This window comes from Rhizomonospora bruguierae (assembly GCF_018397995.1).
GTDB classification, from domain to species: domain Bacteria; phylum Actinomycetota; class Actinomycetes; order Mycobacteriales; family Micromonosporaceae; genus Rhizomonospora; species Rhizomonospora bruguierae.
This window is the reverse complement of record NZ_BBQH01000037.1, coordinates 1-18455: the sequence shown is the minus strand read 5'-3', so window position 1 is coordinate 18455 and position 18455 is coordinate 1. Positions and strand designations below refer to the sequence as shown.

Annotated in this window: 16 protein-coding genes and 1 pseudogene; 10 read left to right on the top strand and 7 right to left on the bottom strand. The window is 74.1% G+C overall.

Features of this window, described 5'->3' with window-relative positions:
• Nucleotides 1-71 precede the first annotated feature (71 nt).
• Nucleotides 72-1565, top strand: coding sequence for a glycosyltransferase family 39 protein (locus KJS59_RS19650; protein WP_213454398.1), 1494 nt, complete (start codon nucleotides 72-74; stop codon nucleotides 1563-1565).
• Nucleotides 1566-1645: 80 nt separating this feature from the next.
• Here the strand turns inward: KJS59_RS19650 and KJS59_RS19645 are convergent, their stop codons facing one another.
• On the bottom strand, nucleotides 1646-2980 hold the full coding sequence (locus KJS59_RS19645; protein WP_213454446.1) for a DUF1996 domain-containing protein: 1335 nt from the start codon (nucleotides 2978-2980) through the stop codon (nucleotides 1646-1648).
• A gap of 347 nt (nucleotides 2981-3327) precedes the next feature.
• Between KJS59_RS19645 and KJS59_RS19640 the strand changes: the two genes are divergently transcribed.
• The 5 genes and pseudogenes from KJS59_RS19640 to KJS59_RS19620 all read left to right on the top strand — a co-directional run bounded on the left by KJS59_RS19640 (nucleotide 3328) and on the right by KJS59_RS19620 (nucleotide 6859).
• On the top strand, nucleotides 3328-3594 hold the full coding sequence (locus KJS59_RS19640) for a DUF3040 domain-containing protein (protein ID WP_213454397.1): 267 nt from the start codon (nucleotides 3328-3330) through the stop codon (nucleotides 3592-3594).
• A 60-nt stretch (nucleotides 3595-3654) separates the two neighbouring features.
• A pseudogene (locus KJS59_RS19635) lies at nucleotides 3655-3834 on the top strand (hypothetical protein); the annotation flags it as partial.
• 56 nt (nucleotides 3835-3890) lie between these two features.
• Nucleotides 3891-4949: a permease gene (locus KJS59_RS19630; protein WP_376771210.1), complete on the top strand. Its 1059-nt coding sequence runs from the start codon at nucleotides 3891-3893 to the stop codon at nucleotides 4947-4949.
• Complete coding sequence (locus KJS59_RS19625) at nucleotides 4946-5728, top strand: TIGR03943 family putative permease subunit (RefSeq protein ID WP_213454395.1); 783 nt, start codon at nucleotides 4946-4948, stop codon at nucleotides 5726-5728. Before KJS59_RS19630 ends, KJS59_RS19625 begins: the two co-directional genes overlap by 4 nt.
• 3 nt (nucleotides 5729-5731) lie before the next feature.
• Nucleotides 5732-6859 carry a hypothetical protein gene (locus KJS59_RS19620; RefSeq protein WP_249714466.1) on the top strand — a complete coding sequence of 376 codons (1128 nt, stop codon included), beginning with the start codon at nucleotides 5732-5734 and terminating at the stop codon, nucleotides 6857-6859.
• Here KJS59_RS19620 and KJS59_RS19615 read toward each other — a convergent pair.
• The 3 genes from KJS59_RS19615 to KJS59_RS19605 form a co-directional block, all read right to left on the bottom strand.
• A complete protein-coding gene (locus KJS59_RS19615) occupies nucleotides 6856-8019 on the bottom strand; it encodes an LCP family protein (RefSeq protein WP_213454394.1) in 1164 nt (387 codons plus the stop codon). The genes KJS59_RS19620 and KJS59_RS19615 overlap by 4 nt on opposite strands.
• A gap of 217 nt (nucleotides 8020-8236) precedes the next feature.
• Nucleotides 8237-9157 carry a 1-phosphofructokinase family hexose kinase gene (locus KJS59_RS19610; protein ID WP_213454443.1) on the bottom strand — a complete coding sequence of 307 codons (921 nt, stop codon included), beginning with the start codon at nucleotides 9155-9157 and terminating at the stop codon, nucleotides 8237-8239.
• Nucleotides 9158-9286: 129 nt separating this feature from the next.
• Nucleotides 9287-10750 (bottom strand): PQQ-dependent sugar dehydrogenase, encoded by a 1464-nt coding sequence (locus tag KJS59_RS19605; protein ID WP_249714464.1) that lies wholly within the window; start codon nucleotides 10748-10750, stop codon nucleotides 9287-9289.
• 119 nt (nucleotides 10751-10869) lie between these two features.
• Between KJS59_RS19605 and KJS59_RS19600 the strand changes: the two genes are divergently transcribed.
• The 3 genes from KJS59_RS19600 (at nucleotide 10870) to KJS59_RS19590 (ending at nucleotide 13801) form a co-directional block, all read left to right on the top strand.
• Entirely contained in the window at nucleotides 10870-11670 is an 801-nt protein-coding gene (locus KJS59_RS19600; protein WP_249714462.1) for a polysaccharide deacetylase family protein, read from the top strand.
• The gene (locus KJS59_RS19595) at nucleotides 11667-12842 is read left to right on the top strand and encodes a YncE family protein (RefSeq protein WP_249714460.1); all 1176 of its coding nucleotides are present in this window, start codon (nucleotides 11667-11669) and stop codon (nucleotides 12840-12842) included. Before KJS59_RS19600 ends, KJS59_RS19595 begins: the two co-directional genes overlap by 4 nt.
• 92 nt (nucleotides 12843-12934) lie before the next feature.
• Nucleotides 12935-13801: an SAM-dependent methyltransferase gene (locus tag KJS59_RS19590; protein WP_249714458.1), complete on the top strand. Its 867-nt coding sequence runs from the start codon at nucleotides 12935-12937 to the stop codon at nucleotides 13799-13801.
• Nucleotides 13802-13993: 192 nt separating this feature from the next.
• Here the strand turns inward: KJS59_RS19590 and KJS59_RS31310 are convergent, their stop codons facing one another.
• The gene (locus tag KJS59_RS31310) at nucleotides 13994-14272 is read right to left on the bottom strand and encodes a hypothetical protein (protein WP_249714457.1); all 279 of its coding nucleotides are present in this window, start codon (nucleotides 14270-14272) and stop codon (nucleotides 13994-13996) included.
• Nucleotides 14273-14714: 442 nt separating this feature from the next.
• Entirely contained in the window at nucleotides 14715-15431 is a 717-nt protein-coding gene (locus KJS59_RS19580) for a DUF1275 family protein (protein WP_213454391.1), read from the bottom strand.
• A 482-nt stretch (nucleotides 15432-15913) separates the two neighbouring features.
• Here KJS59_RS19580 and KJS59_RS19575 point away from each other — a divergent pair, with 482 nt between their 5' ends.
• Nucleotides 15914-16588, top strand: a complete 675-nt coding sequence (locus KJS59_RS19575; protein ID WP_213454390.1) for a hypothetical protein — start codon at nucleotides 15914-15916, stop codon at nucleotides 16586-16588.
• A 124-nt stretch (nucleotides 16589-16712) separates the two neighbouring features.
• Here the strand turns inward: KJS59_RS19575 and KJS59_RS19570 are convergent.
• Nucleotides 16713-18455: FtsX-like permease family protein (locus KJS59_RS19570; RefSeq protein ID WP_307852679.1), on the bottom strand; the 1743-nt coding region annotated here is incomplete at its 5' end.

Below are 18455 nucleotides of genomic sequence, written 5' to 3'. Positions count from 1 at the left end.
AGGGGCAACGGCCGGCTGCGCAGCGCGTCCAGGCTGACCGCCCCCCGTCTCGATGATCGGCAGGTCCGCCGGTGGTCAAGCCCGAGCGTCCGCGGACCTGGCTCGTCTGGCTCTGCCCGGCCGCGGTCACGCTGCTCATCGCCGGCCCCGGCGTCGCGTCCACCCAGCCGTGGCGGGACGAACTGGCCACCTGGAGCGCCGCACGGCGGTCGATCCCGGAGATCGTGCGGATGGTGCCGCACGTGGACGCCGTCTCCACGCCGTACTACCTGTTCCTGCACGGCTGGATCGCCCTGGTCGGGGACTCCGTTCCGGCGCTCCGGGCGCCGAGCCTCGCCGCCATGGTGGTCGCGGCCGGCCTGACCGCGCACCTCGGGCGGTACCTGTTCGGACCCTGGGCGGGGGTGTCCGCCGGGCTGCTCGTCGCGGTGCAGCCGAGCACCGCCCGGTACGCGCAGGAGGCGCGGCCGTACGCGGCCGCGACCGCCCTCGCGGTGCTGGCAACCTACCTGCTGGCCTGCTGCCTGACCCACCGCTGGACCGCGGACCACTCCGGCGGAAACGCCGGCCCCGGCCCACCCGCCGGTCGGCCAGCGGGGTGGGGCCGCTGGGCAGCCTACGGACTGGCCGTCTTCGCGCTCGGGTTTGCGCACCTGGTCGCGGTACTCCTGGTTGCGGGGCACGCGGTCGCGGCGCTGCTGACCTGGCTGCGCGACCGGGACGGGCGCTCCGCGCTGCGCTGGCTGGCCGTGACCGGGGCGGCATGCCTCGCCCTGCTGCCCCTGGCGCTGCTCGGCGGCGCGGAGCACGATCGGCAGCTCAACTGGGTCCCCATGCCTCACCTGGGCGACCTGTTCCGGGCGCCCGGCTCCGTGTTCCGCTCGGCGATCACGGCCGGGTTCGTGGTCGGCCTCGCCGCGCTGGGCTGGGCCCTGCGGGGCCGCTGGGGCTGGGTGCTTGGGCTCTGCGTCCTGCTGCCCACGCTCCTGCTGTTCGCCGCCGGCTCGGTGGTCCCGCTGTGGGTGACCCGGTACCTCACGTTCGTGGTCCCGCTGGCCTGCCTGCTGGCCGGGGCCGCGCTGGCCCTCGCCCGGCCGCCGGCCGCGCTGGCGATCGTGCTGCTCTGCCTGGCGCTGGCCGTGCCGGACCAGCGGGCCGTGCGGCGGTCGCACGACCCGGACCAGATCGACTACGCGGGCGCGGCGGCCATCGTCCGGGCGAACGCGCGCCCCGGCGACGCCATCGCCTACGGCCCGCGCGACGGCGGGCGCTTCCTCGACGCCGGCATGGCGTACCACCTGCGCGGGCACCTTCCGCGCGACCCCCTGGTGCGAAGCAGCGCGTTGCAGCGGCACAGCCTGTGGGCGGAGGAGTGTCCGGATCCGGCCGCCTGCCTGGCGGGCACCGGCCGGCTCTGGGTGGTCGCCCTTCCGCGCGGCTCCGACCCGCTCGGGGCGATGGAAAAGCGGAAGGCCAAGGCGATCCGGGAGCGGTTCGTCGCCCTCCGGCAGTGGTCACTCCCCGGCCTCCGGGTCACCCTGTTCACCGCTCGCAAACCCGCCTGAGCAGATAGGGCCGTCGCTGGCCCACGCCCTCGGGGCCGCAGGCCCGGCCGCCACACGGGCGACGGCCGGGCCGGCGGCGGTCACGGAAGCTGGTACTGCTCGTTGAGTGCGGCGCCGCGGTCCGGCTTGTACTGGTCGAAGCCGCGGGGGTCACACTGGAGGCCGCCGTTGACGCAGTGCGTGGTGAGGGCCGCGAGCGTCGGCGGGTCCCAGGCGTTGAAGACGTCGTAGTGGAACGAGTAGCCGCGTCCGCTGGACAGCCGGACCCGCGACATGTCGCCGCTGACCGGCCAGGCCATCTTGAACTCGATCATCGGCACGGCGACCGGGTGGTCGCCCGGGCAGACGCCGACCACCGGGTACGCCAGGTGGCTCTTGTGGTCGGGCGTGTCCAGGTGCAGCCCGTCCCAGCAACTCGGCGACTGGAACCGGACATTGAGCTGCGAGCCGGCCGGGCAGGTGGCCGGGAAGTCCCCGTTGCGGGAGCTGTCGCCGCACTCCCAGCCCTCCACGGCGCCGGGCGAGGTGCGGAACTCGTCGAGCGTGGCGCTCGGGCTGCCGACCACGTACCGCAGGCCCGGCGGGAACGGGCGGACGCTGCGGTAGTCGAGGACGCCGCTCTTGTAGTAGATGACCTGCCGGCCCACCGGCTGCACCGCCTCGTCACCGTTGTAGAGCGTCGGCATCCAGTACCCGGTCTTGTCGCCCGGCGTGATGCAGGAGGTGCCGCCCGCTTGGAGGGAGGGCAGCGTGGTGTTCGCGTTGGTGGTTGTGTTCCCCATGAAGGTGTGGTAGTGCGAGGCGCCCGGTAGTCCGAAGAAGACGATCGGGTCGTCGGGCAGGTTGGTGCGGCTGACGGAGCAGTTCGCCTGGAACTCGTGGTGCGTGGTCGGCGGGTTGGTCGGTGGCGGCGTGGCGGTCGACGGGACGACACCGGTCACCGGCGGGTCCGCCATGACGAAGCCGGGCCCGTCGGTCGGCGGCGGGCTGCCCGCCAGCGTGCCGAACACCTTGAACTCGTACAGCGAGTACCCGTAGCCGGTGCCGCGGACCGTCCCGTAGAGGCGCACGTAGCGGCCGCTGCCGATGACGTCGAGGGTCTGCGTGCCGCCGGCACCGGTGGTGGTGCTGTAGATCGTGGTCCAGGCGTTGCCGTCCGGCGAGGTCTGGATCTGGAACGCCCGCGCGTACGCCGCCTCCCACTGGAGCACGACCTGGGTGACGTTGGCGGTCGCGCCGAGGTCCACGCGCAGCCACTGCGGGTCGCTCCACTGGCTGGCCCAGCGGGTCGCCGGGTTGCCGTCCACGGCGGCGGCGGCCGGGGTCTCCCCCAGTTCGGTGGACGAGGCGAGGGCGGGCCGTCCCTGGGAGAGCGGCGCGTCCGCCGCCTCGGCCCGGTACCCGCCGGTGAGCAGCGAGGCGCCGAGGACGGCGGCGAGGACGGCGGCGGTACGCGGAACGGTACGGGCTGGGCGGGCCGGCGACGCCGGCCGGCCGGTTCTCGGTCTTGCTGGTCTGGTGCTGGCTGGATCCACGGTGAGCTCCCGGGTGGGCGGGCCCTTCGCCGACAGGGCAGTTCGGACGGGGAACGGGCTTGGAGAGCGCTCTCCCAGTGAACGCCAAACCGCGGCACCCGTCAATACGTCACCACCCGCCCCGAGCCCGCCCGGCCGGCGACCGCCGGCGCCGGTGCGGCATTCCGCCTAACCGCCGCGCTGCGGGGAAGCCAGCCCACGGCACCGCGACAAGGAGGTGAGCGCCGGTGCTCAGTCCCGAGGAGCGCCGGCGGTGCCGGGAGATCGAGCGCCGGCTGACCGCCGACGACCCGGACCTCGCCGCGCGGATGCGCACGCCGACCATGGAACGCCCGTTCCCCGTGATACCGGTGTTGTGCGTCCTCGGCTGGATCCTGTCCCCGCTGCTGATGCTCCTCGGCGGCTGGGCCGCGGTGCTACCGGCGCTGGCCCTGCTCGGCGCCGCGATCCTCGGCATCCTGCTGTGGCGCCGCCGGCACCGGATACCGGTCTGACCCGACCGGCCCCCGTGTCGCTGGAGGTACCAACGGCCCTGCTGAAGCGGCGAGGTCGGCGACGCGGAGTTCGTCGACCGCGTGCGCCGGTCGCTGCCGTACGCGTGGAGCGTGGTCTCATCGGTCGCCGCCGAGGTGGCGGAGCCGGGCGTCGAGGTGGCCGACCACGAGCGGGCCCCGCCGGGTGGGACCGAGCGTGGGCGCACGCTCAACCAGTCGCCCGAACTGCGCAACTGCTGACGGATCGGACGGGGTTGGGGGCGTCGCCGAGGGGCGGCTCCCCTACCCTGTGTCGGGTGAGCGCACCCGAGGAAGTGGCGGACCGGCGCCCGGTCGCCACCGAGGACATCGACTGGAGCGCACCACCGGCCACCAGGCGCGCGCCGGGCCGCTCCCGGCGCGATGGCGGGCGGATCGGCTCGGTGGAGGTGCTGGCCGTCCTGCTGGTGGCGCTGGTGCTGCTGCGCGCGCCGATCGCCGGGCTGGTCTCCGCCCCGTGGCTACAGACCTGGACCACGGTGTTCGTGTCCGTCCTGGTGCAGGCCGTGCCGTTCCTGGTGTTCGGGGTCGCGCTGTCCGCGGTGATCGCCGTGTTCGTGCCGCGTTCGTTCTGGGCGCGGGCGCTGCCGAAGCACCCGGCACTCGCGGTGCCGGCCGCCGGGGTGGCCGGCGTGGTGCTGCCCGGTTGCGAGTGCGGCAGCGTGCCGATCGCCGGTTCGCTGATCCGCCGGGGCGTCGCGCCCGCGGCCGCCCTGACGTTCCTGCTGGCCGCCCCCGCCATCAACCCGATCGTGCTGACCGCGACCGCGATCGCGTTCCCGAACAACCCGGGCATGGTGCTCGCCCGGGGGGTGGCCAGCCTGGCGGTCGCGGTCGCCATGGGCTGGCTGTGGCTGCGCCTGGGCCGCGCCGACTGGATCCGCCTGCCGCACCGCCCGCACCTGGACGACCGGTCGCGCGGCCGCGCCTTCTGGGCGGCGTGCCGGCACGACCTCATGCACGCCGGCGGCTTCCTGGTGCTCGGCGCCGCCGCCGCGGCGACGATCAACGTGGCGGTGCCGGAGTCGTGGCTGCGCGGGCTGGCCGGCAACGCGGTGCTCTCCGTGCTGGCGCTGACCGCCCTGGCGGTGGTGCTGTCCATCTGCAGCGAGGCGGACGCGTTCGTCGCCGCCTCGCTGACCCAGTTCTCGCTGACCGCCCGTCTGGTGTTCCTGGTGGTGGGTCCGATGGTCGACCTCAAGCTGATCGCGATGCAGAGCGGGGCCTTCGGCGGCCGGTTCGCCGCCCGGTTCGCGCCGGCGACGGTGGTCGCCGGCGTCCTGATCGGCTCCGGTGTCGGGCTGGTGCTGCTGTGAACCGCCGCGCCCAGGCCGTGGTCATGCTGCTGTTCGGCGGCGCGATCCTGCGCGCCAGCCTCAGCGACATGTACCTGCGCTTCGTCAAGCAGGGGCTCCGCCCGCTGCTCATCGCCGCCGGGGTGCTGCTGGTCGTCGCCGCCGCCATGACCCTCTGGTACGACCTGCGCCCGCCGCCGCGGGAGCCGGCCGGTGAGCACGGGCAGCACGACGAGCCCGGCGCCCCGCACGGAGAAAGCGTCCACGACGAGCACGGCGGGGGGCACGGCCACGGGCACGGGGAGCCGCGGGTGGGGTGGCTGCTCCTGCTGCCGGTGCTCGGCCTGCTGCTCGTGGCCCCGCCGCCGCTCGGCTCCTACGCCGCCGGCCAGGCCGGCACCGTCCTCACCGCCCAGGAGCCCGACTCGGACTACCCGCCGCTGCCCCCGGGCGACCCGGCGCCGGTCACGCTGCTGGACTACGCGTCCCGGGCGGTGTTCGACGGCGGCCGGAGCCTCGCCGACCGCAAGGTGCGGCTGACCGGCTTCCTCACCCCCGGTCCCGGCGGCGAGCCGATGCTGGCCCGGATCGTGCTGACCTGCTGCGCGGCCGACGGGCGACCCATCAAGATCGGGCTGACCGGGGACGTGCCCGCCGGCCTGCCGGCCGACACCTGGGTACGGATCGTCGGCGTCTACTCCGACCGCACCGCCAAGGACCCGATCAACGACGCCACGGTCCCCTATGTCGAGGTGCGCTCCTGGCAGCAGGTCGCCGCGCCCACCGAGCAGTACGAGTAGCCCATGGTCGCCGTCACCGAAGCCCTCCCCGCGCTCTCGCCCGTGCGACGCCGGGTCCGCGCCGCCGCCCTCGTGGTGGCGCTGGCCGCCGCGGGGGCCCTGCTCACCGCCCCGTCGCCCCGGCGCGAGCCCCCACCGCCGGGGCGGGCACCCGCCGCCACGGTATGGCCCAACGCCCAGAAGGCCGACACGCCCGGCAACCTTCCGGACGGCCCCGCCTACCAGCCCGGCATCTTCCTGGACGCCGGCACCTCGGTCGGCACCGCGCCGAGCCCGGACGGGCGGTCCACCCGGCTGGTGCTGCGCGGCGGCGACGGCTCGCTGCGCCAACTGCGTAAGCTGCCGATCACGGACAGCCCCGACTTCTACAACCTCACCGCCCGCGGCGACGACCTGGTGTGGACCGAGTCCACCGACTCCGGCGGGCTGCGGCTCTGGGGCGTGGACCTGCGCGGCGGCGCGGCCCCGCACCAACTCACCGCCGAGACCGGTGATGCGATCTTCTACGGTACGCAGCACGACCTGGTCATCGAGGGCGACCGGGTGTACTGGCTGGCCGGCGATCCCAGCGCCGGCACCCAGCTGACGGAGGTCCGCTCGGTTCCGCTGGCAGGCGGGCCGGTGCGGGTGCGCCGGGAGCCCGGCGTCTGGTCGCTGAGCGCCTGGCCCTGGCTGGTCACCGCGCCCGACGACCAGACCAGCGCCACCGTGCTGAAGAGCCTGACCGACGGTCGGCGGATCGCCGTCGAGACGGGCGGCAACGACCTGACGACCTGCGGACCGGCCTGGTGCCGGATCATGGTCATGTCCAGCGATGGGCTGGCGGGCATCGACGCCATGCACCCGGACGGCACCCAGCGCCACCGCATCGCCGGCCCGGGCGCGAGCGTCGCGGTCACCGACGCCGCCATCCTGGACCGGTACGCGATCCTCGCCGAGGACGAGGTCTCGTCGGCGGTCAGCGGCAGCCAACGGTTGCTGGTCTACGACCTGGCGACCCGGCGGACCGTGGACGTCGCCGCCGGCGCGACCGGCACGTTCAGCCGCAACGGGGTGCTGTGGTGGTCCACCGGCGACCAGGACGCGCTCACCTGGCACGCCATCGACCTGCGCACCATCTCCGGCGGCTAACTGGCCGCGACCCAGTCGGGGTGGGCGGTGATGAACTCGTCGACCCGGTCGCTCTTGACGTCGTGCAGCAACTCCAGGCTGGTGTCGCTGAGCACCTCGGCGCTGCCCACCCCGGGGATCGACCGGCTGTTGAACTTGCCGTTGTTGGTCTTGATGCTGACGAGGTCCTTGGGGTCGATGCCCCGCATGGCGAACGCCCAGTCCTCCAGGGGGATGCCACCGCTGTCCACCGTCATCGTCTTGCCGACGGCGCTGAGCAGGCCGGGCAGCTTCGTCGGCGAGCTGAGCCCCCGGTCGACCACCTCCTGCAGCACGGCCTTGATGAACTGCTGCTGGTGGCGCTGGCGCCCGTAGTCGAAGTCCTTGTTCGCCAGCAGGTCGCGCTGGCGCACGAAGTCCAGGGCCTCGGTCGGCGTGAAGCAGTGCTGGCCCTTGGCGTAGAAGTTGGGGGTGACCCCCGGGTTCCGGCGGTTGAGCGTGCCGTCCGGGTTGATCTTGTACGGCGGGGCGAAGGTGCCGTCCTCGGTGTGCCCGATGTGGATCGAGGTGGTGTCCTCGTCCACGTACATGCAGACCTTGCCGAGGACCTGGACGACCTCCTTGAAGCCCTGGAAGTCGATGATCGCGCCGGCGTCGGGGGTGATCCCGGTGAGCCCCTCGACGGTCTGGGCGAGCAGTTCGAACCCGTGCGAGAGGGCGGCGTCGCCGGTCAGCCCCCGGCTGCCGAACGCGAAGGCAGCATTGATCTTGTTCTCGCCGCCGTTGAACGGCACCTTGCCGTTGTCGTAGGCGGGGATGCGCACGTAACTGTCGCGCGGGATCGAGATCAGGTACGCGCCCTGGTGGCTGGCCGGGACGTGCATGATGATGATCGAGTCGGACCGGGTCAACTCGCTCGGGTCCTGCCCCGGGCGGGTGTCCAGCCCGACCAGCAGAATGTTCTTCGCACCGGTGATCGACACGTGCTCGCGCTCGGGATTCACCGCGCCGAGCAGGTTCTGCTGGTTGACGCTGTTCGTGGCCGCCGAGAACAGCACCCGGCCCGCCAGCAGCACTCCGCTGCTGCCCACCAGCAGCAGCGTGCCGGACACGACCAGCAGCCACGGCCACCACGGGCGGCGCCGCCGGGAGCGACCCGGGGGCCGCGAGGGGTCATACACGGGGTCCTGCTCTCGTCAGGGGGCGAGACGCCCGCCACCCTACGAGGTCCGGCGGCCCAACGACCACCGGGCGGTTGAGCCCTCCAGCCACCTTTCAGCTGGCATTCCGGTACCGCTCAGCCGGCCCGGGCAGGAATCACCCGCGCCGGGCCAAAAGCGGCAACAGCGCCGGGTAGACCGCGGCCAGCGGGCCGCCGGGTGGCGAACACCCCCGGGTTCAGGACGCTCCGGTGCCCTCAAGCGGGGCTATCGCCACCCGTTCGATCAGCTCCCGGATCGCGTCGGCACGGCCGGTGCCGAGGCCGTGGCGGGTGACGTTCAGGGCGCCGGCGGCCGCGCCCGTGCGGACCGCCTCCGTCAGGTCACCGCCCCGGGCCAGGACGGCCACCGCGCCGGCGGTCATCGAGTCGCCGGCGCCGCGCGGGTCGACGGCCTGGAGGCGGGGGGCGGAGATCTCCAGGACGCGGTCGCCCAGCAGCGCCAGCGCGGGCCGGTCGGAGTGGCTGACCAGGACGTTCTCCGCGCCCTCGGCGCGCAGCCGGCGGGCCGCCGCGACCAGATCCCGCACCGTGTCGGCGGCGGCGCGCCGGTCCTTGAGCAGCTCGTCGTGGGCGACCTTGACCAGGGCCAGGCCGCCGGCGAGCGCGGCGGTGAGGTGGTCGCCGGACAGGTCGGCGACCACCCGGCAGCCGGTGCCGCCGAGGTCGGCCGCGAGGCGGCGGTAGCCGTCCGGGGCCAGGACCGAGGGGTCGGCGGGCCCGCTGAGCAGGGCGACCGGGGCGCGCAGGCCCTCGGCGAGGGCGACGTTGTACAGCTCGTCCAGGTCGTGGCGGGCCAGCGCGTCGCCGGGCTCATGGGCCACCTCGTCGCGGCGGCCGGCCCGGCGGTCGTGCACGTACCAGCCGCTCGGCGACTGCCGGTGCACCGTGCGCACCGAGATCGGCTCGCGGGAGAGCAGGTCGGTCAGGATCGCGCCGGTCTCACCCCCGGTGGCGGCGCACAGGGTGACCTCGACGCCCAGCGAAGCGATCATGCGGGCCTGCCAGACGCCCTGGCCGCCCGGGTGGATGTGCAGTTCCGCGCCGCCCTGGTGCCGCTCGATCGTCACCGTCAGCACCGGCGCCGGGGCGAACACCATCACGCTTCCGCTCACCCTCGCAGTGTGCGCGCCGGGCCGCCACCGGCGTGAACAGTCGTTGAACATGCCCCACCGGCGCGCCGGTGCCCGGGCTCGCCACCGGCGCACGGCGGCAAGCCCGGGCGGTGCTCAGCTGACGGAGCAGGCGGCGGTGCCCAGCCGGAAGTCGGACGGGCGCGTGTTGGTGCCGCTGTAGGTGGCCTGGAAGCCGAGGGTGACGGTCCCGTTCGCCGGCAGGCCGGCGTTCCAGGCGGCGTTGCGCGCGGTCACCGCCCGCCCGGACTGGCTGAGCTCGGTGTTCCAGGCGTTGGTGACCCGCTGGTCACCCGGCCACGTCCAGGTCAGTGCCCAGCCGTTGAGCGCCGGCCCGCCGTTGGTCACGGTGATGTCGGCGGTGAACCCGTTGCTCCACTGGTTCACCACATACCGGACCGAGCACGCCCCGGGCGGGTTCGTGGTCGGCGGGGTCGTGGTCGGCGGGGTCGTGGGGGTGACCGTGGGGCTCGCCGTGGGTGTGCCGCCACCCATCGGCGGGAAGCGCAGGATCCGGTCGTCGTCGGCGGTCGGGGTCCCCCGGCCGTCCCGGTTGCTCGTGGCCACCCAGAGGTAGCCGTCCGGGCCCACCATCACGGTGCGCAGCCGCCCGTACGCCCCCTGCAACTCGGCCGTGGGGGTGCCGACGGCGGTCCCGTTCAGTGGGACCAGCCACAGCCGCCGACCGGCCAGCGCCGCGGCGAACAGGGTGCCGTTGGCGATCGCGGCGCCGCTCGGCGACGACTCGGAGGTGCTCCAGACCACGAGCGGGTCCCGGAAGTTGGGGTTGTTGGCCCGCCCCTCGACCGTGGGCCAGCCGTAGTTGCCCCCGGCCACGATCAGGTTGATCTCGTCCCAGGTGCTCTGGCCGAACTCGGTGGCCCACAGCCGGCCCTGCGCATCCCAGGCGAGACCCTGCACGTTGCGGTGCCCGTAGCTGTAGACCAGCGACCCGGCGAACGGGTTGTCTGGCGGCACGCTGCCGTCCGGGCGCATCCGCAGGATCTTCCCGCCGAGGCTGTTCAGGTTCTGCGCGTTGGCCGTCTGCCCGGCCTCGCCGACCCCGGCGTAGAGCATGCCGTCCGGACCGAAGGCGATCCGCCCGCCGTCGTGGATGCTGCCCCGCGGGATCCCCGAGAGGATCACCTGCTGGTTCTGCGGCGAGGAGAGCTGGAACCGCACGATGCGGTTGTCGCTGGCCGCCGTGAAGTAGGCGTAGACCCAGCCGTCCTGCGCGTATGTCGGTGACAGCGCGATGCCCAGCAGCCCGCCCTCGCCGGTCGGCGACACGTTCGGCACGCTTGCCGCCTGCGTGGGCGCCGTGCCCGGGCGCACCCGCATGATCCGGGCGCGCATCCGTTCGGCGACCAGCGCGCTGCCGTCCGGCAGGAAGGCCATTCCCCAGGGCACCTCCAGCCCCGTGGCCACGACCTCCGGGCGGGTCAGATCGAATCCTCCGGCCTGAATCGTCACATCACCGGCGGCGATGGCCGTCCGCGCCAGGGTTCCGGCGAGGACGACCGCGCCGGCGGCCGCTACCGCGATAAGGCGCCTGCGCACGCTCCACTCCCTCCATCCAATGATGTTTGTGAATGTATCACTGTTTGTGGGTGTCCCCCGGTCGGGTGGCGCCGCCGATCTTCGGCGTCGTCCCGCCCCTGCGGGGAAGGCTCCCGGGCGTGAGCGGACTGGACGGTGGCCCCCGGCTGAGCCGGCGCGCCGCGCTGCGGGGCGTCGCCGGGCTGGGCGCGGCGGCCCTGGCCGGCTGCGACGCGGCCACCCCGGCACCACCACCATCGGCGCCACAGGCCCCGCCGCAGGCAGTACCGTCGGCGCCGGCGCCCCGCACGGCCGCGCCATCGCCCGGGCAAACGGACGCGCCGATTGAGCTCGTGCACGGACCCCGGGACCGCTCGTACGTGGCGCTGACCTTCCACGGCCAGGGCGACCCGGCGATCACCCGCCGGGTTCTGGCCACCCTGGCCGACGCCGGAGCGGGCGCCACCGTGCTGGCCGTCGGTACCTGGCTGCGCGAGCACCCCGAGGTGGCGCGCTGGATCCTGGACGGCGGCCACGAACTGGGCAACCACACCGAACACCACCTGGCGATCGCCACCCTGGCACCCGGGAGGGCGTTCACCGAGATCGACAAGTGTGGCCGGACCCTGCGCCGGCTCACCGGCTCGCCCGGCCGCTGGTTCCGGCCGTCGCAGACCCGCAACAGCACCCCCGCGATCCGGGCTGCCGCCGCAAGAGCGGGGTACTCCGCCTGCGTGTCATACGACGTCGACTCGCTCGACTACACCGACCCGGGCCCGGGTGCCATCACGCGCACCACGCTGGGCGCGGTCCGCAACGGCTCCATCGTCAGCCTGCACCTCGGGCACGAGGACACCGTCACGGCGCTGCCCGGCATCCTCGACGGGCTGCGGACCCGGGGGCTGAGCGCGGTCACAATGTCAGAGCTGGTGAGCCGGTGACCGCGCTACGGCTGGGCGTCGCGGTGGCGGCGGCACTCGCGCTGCTGGGCGGGTGCACCTCACCCAAGCCGAGCGACAGCAACGACAACGCACCCAAGCCGGGACCCGCGCACCCGCCGGGCGAGGTCGCCGTGCCGGACCGCGGGCTGCCGGGCATGCCACCACTGCTGGACCCCAAGGACATCTACGCCGCCGACCGGCCCAACGCGCTGTCCGCGGTGGTGCGCGACCACAAGCACCTCGTCTACGTGCCCAACCTGCTCAGCGACACCGTGTCGATCATCGACCCGGCCACCTACAAGGTGGTGCGCACCGTCAAGTCGAGCGGCGGGCCGCAACACGTGGTGCCGTCCTGGGACCTGAAGACGCTCTGGGTCAACAACCACACCGGCAACAACCTCATCCCGATCGACCCCGTGACCGGCGAGTTCGGCCAGGCGGTACCGGTGGTGGACCCGTACAACCTGTACTTCACCCCGGACGGGAAGCACGCCATGGTGATGGCCGAGGCCATGCGCCAGATCCTGTTCCGGGACCCGCAGACGATGGCGCCGCAGAGCACACTGAACGTCCCGTGCGAGGGCGTGAACCACGCCGACTTCTCCGCCGACGGGCGCTACGCGATCGCCACCTGCGAGTTCTCCGGCGAACTGCTGAAGATCGACGTCCAGCACCGCAAGCTCGTCGGCACACTCAAGCTGCCCGCCGCCCACCCGATGCCGCAGGACGTGAAGATCTCGCCGGACGGCGGCACCTGGTACGTGGCCGACATGCACACCTCCGGGGTCTGGAAGATCGACGGCGACCAGTTCAAGGTGCGCTCCTTCCTGCCCACCGGTGCGGGGACGCACGGGCTGTACGTCAGCCGGGACTCCAAACTCCTCTACATCAGCAACCGGGGCGAGGGCTCCGTCTCGCTGCTCGACTTCGCGACCGAGAAACTGACCGGCAAGTGGCGCATCCCCGGCGGCGGCAGCCCCGACATGGGCGGCCTCTCCCCGGACGGCAAGGTGCTCTGGCTCTCCGGCCGGTACAACGGCGAGGTGTACGCGATGGACACCACCAACGGCCGGCTGCTGGCCCGGATCAAGGTCGGCTCGGAGCCGCACGGGCTCTGCGTCTGGCCGCAGCCGGGTCGCTACTCACTGGGCCACACGGGAATCCTGCGCTGATAACGGGTCAGCCGGTACCGGTGTGCCGGATGGGCACAACCTGGATACTATGTCGGCGCTCAATGCGGAGTCGGCGTAGCGGAGGTTTCCGGGTGACTGACCAGCAGCGTGATCCGTTTACGCCCGATCCGGGCGCCAGGACAGGCGACGCGACGCCGCCCTCGCAGCGGATCGACACGACCGTGCCGCACCCGGCCCGCCGGTACGACTACTGGCTGGGCGGCAAGGACAACTTCGCCGCCGACCGCGCCTCCGGCGACGCGATCGCCGCCGCCTACCCGCCGGTGCGCATCGCCGCCGTGGAAAACCGGAAGTTCCTGCGGCGGGCGGTGACGTACCTGGTCCGCGAGGCGGGGATCCGCCAGTTCCTGGACATCGGCACCGGCATCCCGACCGCCAACAACACGCACGAGGTGGCGCAGTCGATCGTCCCCGACGCGCGCGTGGTCTACGTCGACAACGACCCGATCGTGCTGGTACACGCCCGGGCCCTGCTGACCAGTTCGCCGGACGGCGCCACCGCGTACATCGACGCCGACCTGCGCGACCCGGAGAAGATCCTCAACGACCCGGACCTGCTGCGCACGCTGGACATGTCCCAGCCGATCGGGCTGATGCTCGTCGCGGTCCTGCACTTCATCATGGACGAGGACGGCGCCCACGAAATCGTGCGGCGGCTGGTGGACGCGATGCCCTCGGGCAGCCACCTGACCGTCACCAACGGCACCCTGGACTTCGTGCCGCCGGAACTCGCCGCCCAGGCCGACGCGATCAGCGCCCGGAGCGGGATCAACATGGCGCTGCGCAACCGGGCGGAATTCGGCCGGTTCTTCGAGGGGCTGGACCTGGTGGAGCCCGGCATCCAGCCGGTCTCGCAGTGGCGCGCCGACGACGAGCCGCAGCCGCGGCCGAGCCCGGCCGAGAGTGCGGTGTACGCGGCTATCGGGCGCAAGCCCTGAGTGTTTGTCCTGCCTTCTGTAGGGGTAGCTGAGGTGTCACTGCTGCTTACGGATCCGGGTGGGTGTGTTCTCGCGGGGGTGCCCTGTTTGGGTGGCGTCCCGTTGAGGGGGTGTCCGGCGGGGTCGGCCTGTGACGCCGCCGGACGGGGATCTTGCGGTTCAACCGGGTCGGGTTGCGGTGCCGGCGGTGAGTTAGTTGCGGTGCCAGATCACGGCGGTGGGGGTTGACGGGTCCAGGAGGACATCGCCGGTCCAGGAGAGGAAGGACGGCTGCGGAGCGTAGTCCGGGCCGAGCAGGAAACCGCGCTCCAGGCCGGTGACGCGGATCGAGGCGCCGTTGTCGGTGCCGACCACGATCCGGTGCGCGCTCACCTCGCGCATCCACCGCCGCCACAGATCCTCCTTGCCGGCGAAGTCGGTGTCCCGCGCCAGGCCCCGCGCCAGGCGGGTCTCCCGGGCGCCTCGACCCACACGGCGTACGCGATCCGGCCCGCCGCCTCCCGGCGGGTGCAGGTGACGCCCTCGACGATGACGGTGGGTGACCAGGGCAGCGTCTTCCACTCCCCGAGCGAGTTGCCGTACCAGTCCGTCCAGTCCCGGGCCTGGTAGGTGGCGTCCCGGCCGGCGAGTAGCGGCGTGAGCACCTGGGCGTCGAACCGTGGCCACCATCCGGCGAAGCAGTCCCAGGAGACAAAGTCGTCGACTTCGACGATCGGAGCGGCCAGCGGATCCCGGCCGGGGCCCGTGCCGGCGGGATCCCGGTGCGGGCTGCCGAGTGCCAGCGCAGGTCGCGCGGCATGATGTCCACAAGGGCGGCGCACCGCTCATTCATCGCCGTCGCGACCAGGCCGGCGTTCGCCGGCTCGGGCTTGCCCGACGGCAGCCCGGCCTGCCGGGCCAGTATCGGCGGACCTCATGGGTCCTGCGCGTCGGCCGCCCGCCGCCGCGCGACGGCGGCGGCCACGACCACGCCGCAGACCAGTCCCACCGGCACGACCGGCGCCCACAGCGGCGCGACCCGGAGCATCGCGACCCCCACCATGGCGCCCAGCAGCAGCGCCCCCAGCCGGGCCGCGTCACCCCGCACCGCCGCGAACCGGCGCCGCCCCGTCACCGTGCGCACCAGCGTGGTCAGGGTGCCGGTGAGGTATGTGGTCGACGCGCCCCGGACGCCGGAACTGAGCGTGACGGTGCTCTGCATCCCCATGGCCACGCCGGCCAGCGCCAGCAGCAGCCAGGCGTTGCCCCCGACGGCCCGGCCACCGCTCACCACCCACCCGACCTGGACGCCGACCGCCGGCACGACCTCCGCGGCGGCCACGAGCGTCGTCCGTCGGCGCCACCCCGGGGCGTCGCCACCCAGCGCCGCCGTGCCCACCGCCACGCCCACCGCGTACCCGGCGACCGCCGCCGCGGCGGCCACCGCCGCCCGGCCGTCCACGCTCACGATGCCCCGCCCCAGCTGCACCAGGTTGCCGGTGATGACACTGGCGAACACGCCGCCCAACCGGATCAGGCACACGGCGTCGAGGCAGCCCGCCGCGGCGGCCAGGACCGCGAGCAGCCACCCGACCACCGGTTCGGGCACGGCCCGCTCGGCGCCGGCGCCCCGGTCTCGCTGGTGACGCACCCGGGGACAGTTACCGCCAGACCCGCCCCTACTCGCCGCCCCGCCCCCACTCGGTCGATCTTGGAGTGGTGCCCCTCGACGCTCGGACGTTTGCCGCTGGCGCCGCAGGCCAGAAGCGAGGCTCGCCCTGACTCTTGCGGCACCTCCCGGCGCAGCCCACACCCCCACCCGCGCAGCCCACACCCCCACCGCGCAGCCACGCCGCCCGGAGGGCAGCCCGGGTCGAGATCTTGGTAAGAAACGCCGCTTTTCTGGCCAATCGGTACCAAGATCTCCCACCCGGCGGCCGCCACGGGCGCCGACACGGCGCCGACGCGGACAGCCGGTGCTGGCGGGCGGTCGCGGCGCTAGAGCGGGTGGGCCCGGGCGCCGGCCGCGGGCGCCGGCCTGTAAGGGGTGGTGCTTCCTATGCGGAAGCAGATACAGCACCGGCGCTGTTAATGCGGGCGCGGGGGCGACGGGTGGGCACTACCATCCGGGCTGTGACAGGAAAGGACACTCCGCGACGGGTCCGCACCGCCGCCGCACTGACGTGGGTCATGGCGCCCACCGGCCTTCTGCTCGTGCTGGCCGGGCTGCTCGAACTGCGCTGGTGGAGCACGCCGTCCGCGTCCCGTCTGGTGGCCCTGCTCGCCTCGCTCAAGGCCGAGTACGGCGCGGCGCCGCCGGCCCTGCTCCGCGGCGGCCGGGAGGGCGCGGTCGAACTCGTGGTCCTCGGCGTCGTCTGCGCGGCCTGCGCCACCCTGGCGCCGCTGGTGGCGCGGGGGCGGCGATGGGCGCGGACCTGCGTGCTGGCCGTCGGCACGGGAACGTTCGTCCTCGGGTTGATGGGCATCGGCGCCGACTCGTGGGCGCTGCAGGACCGCGAGGGGTACTACCACACCCTGGCGCAGTCCACAGCCGGCGCGCATATCCCGACGATCAAGGCTCTCTTCTACGCCGACTGGTACCCCTGGTTGGAGGACATCGCCCAGGGGGCGCAGGTTCTGGCGTCACTCGCCGTCATCGTCGCGCTCGCGGTCGCGGCGATGTGGCACACCGACTACTTCGTCGCGAAGCGGGCCACCGAGGCCGCGCCGACCGCGTGGGACGACGCGCTCGCCCGCATCCGCGAGCAGAACAGCCGGGAGCGCCTGGGCGCGCGCCAACCGGAGTGAGGCGGCGAGCACGGCTCCCGTGCCGAGGCGGTACGGGTCGGGAATAGGTCCTGAAGGGACGGTCGTACCGGGCTACGCGCCGGCGAGAAACCCGAGCAGGGCACAGGCCGTCTCGTCCGGGTCTTCATCGGGGCGCCGGGCGCTCGGCCCTGCGGACCAGCCGGGGCGCGGCCATGACCGTGCCGGCGAGGACGGCGAGCAGCAGCGCCACGGCACCCGGCAGCCACCAGCCGGCCAGCCGGTACACCGGGGCGAGCGCGTCCTGGTCGATGCTGACCAGCGGGATGGCCGGCAGCAGCAGGGCGGCGCCGGCGATCCCGGCCGGCACGCCCACGAGGATCGCGGTGGCGAGCAGACCCGCGTACTCGCCGCGCAACGCTCGGCGCAGCACGGCGTGGGGCACACCGACGAGCCGCAGCGCGTGCAGTTCCCGCAGCCGGGCGCGGACCCCGACGGACGCGGTCAGCAGCAGCATGCCGACGGCCAGCAGCAGGGCGGTCGCGCCGGCGGCCAGGTACAGCCGCAGGGCCAGGGCGGGCGCGAACCGGGCCAGCGCGACCCGCTCGGCCGCGAGGCTGTGCTCGGCGACCACCCGGACGCCCGCCGCCGCCAGCGCCGACCGGAGGCCGGGCTCCATCGGCCCCCGGGTCCACACCTCGAACTGGGAGCGGCTGCCGGCCGCGAGGCCGACCCGCACCGCCTGGTGCACCTCGGTCTCCAGGTCGAACAGCATCGCCCGGGCACCGGCGCCGGGCAACGCCGGGAACCGGCCGGCCACCCGCCACTGGTCGGGGGCGGAGCCGAAGGCGGGGAACGCGAACTCCCCGGCGTCCGCGTCGTCGGCCGGCGCCGGCCCGGCCAGCACCGTGGGGAGCCGGGTGGGCGTGTCGGCGTACTCGATGACCGCGTCCTCGGGCGCCGTGGACTCCAGCGCGACGCCCAGCCCGGCGGGCGAGAAGCTGAGATCCAGCCGCTGGCCGGCGCGGGCGGCCGGCGCGGCGCGCCAGTTTCGCGGGTCGGTCAGGCCGGCCGGGGCGGTCGCGTCGGCGTCCCGGATGTTCCCGATCGTCAGGGTGGCGGCGATCGGTGCCTCGTCGCCCGGGAACCGGCGGACGGAAAGGGCCATCAGCCGGCAGCCGTCCGCGCAGCCGGTCAGCGGGGCGGTGTAGCCGCGGCTGCCGGGGGCCAGTTCCCCGAGGTCGACCCGGCGCGGCCCGGTGCCGTCGTCCAGGATGATCGCCAGGGACATGGGGCGGGTCGCCGTGGCCCGGGTGGTGGCCGCCTCGACCGTGACGGTCGGGCCGTGCAGCGGCAATCCCGGGGCGGCGTCCGGGCGGAGCAGGTCGCGGACCGACGCCAGGGTGCCGGCGCCGCCGCCCGGCCAGACGCCGATCGCGGGCAGCCGGGCGCTGTCCACGCCGACCATGATGGTGTCGCCCTCGCCGTAGAACTGGTACCAGCGCCCGACCGCCATCGCCCGCTCCCCGCCCGGGTCCGCGCGGCGCACGGCCTTCAGCAGGGTGCCCGGGTCCGGCGCGTCGACCCGGTACACCCAGGGTGCGCCGACCGCGGCGCGGGCGGTCCGCTCGCGGTTGCCCGCGGCCACGTCCCACCCGGTGGCCGCGAACGTCAGCAGCGCCACGGCGACGGTGAGCAGCGCGACGACCCGCCCGGTCGCCGGCCGGCGGGCCAGCGACGCGGCGGTCAGCACGGCCGGCAGCCGGCCCCGGTCCGCCATCCGGCGTGCCCGCCGCCGCGCCCAGCGGCCCAGCACCCGCGCCGCGACCAGCCCGGCGAGCAGCGCGACCAGCGGCGGCGCCGCGTACGCCAGCGGGCTGCTCCGGTCGCCCGCGGCGAGGATCTCCAC

Bases quoted from the DNA above. Each gene is read 5' to 3' on its own strand.
- KJS59_RS19620 (WP_249714466.1), top strand. From the start codon at position 5,732: ATGGTCGCCGTCACCGAAGCCCTCCCCGCGCTCTCGCCCGTGCGACGC.
- KJS59_RS19610 (WP_213454443.1), bottom strand. From the start codon at position 9,157: ATGGTGTTCGCCCCGGCGCCGGTGCTGACGGTGACGATCGAGCGGCAC.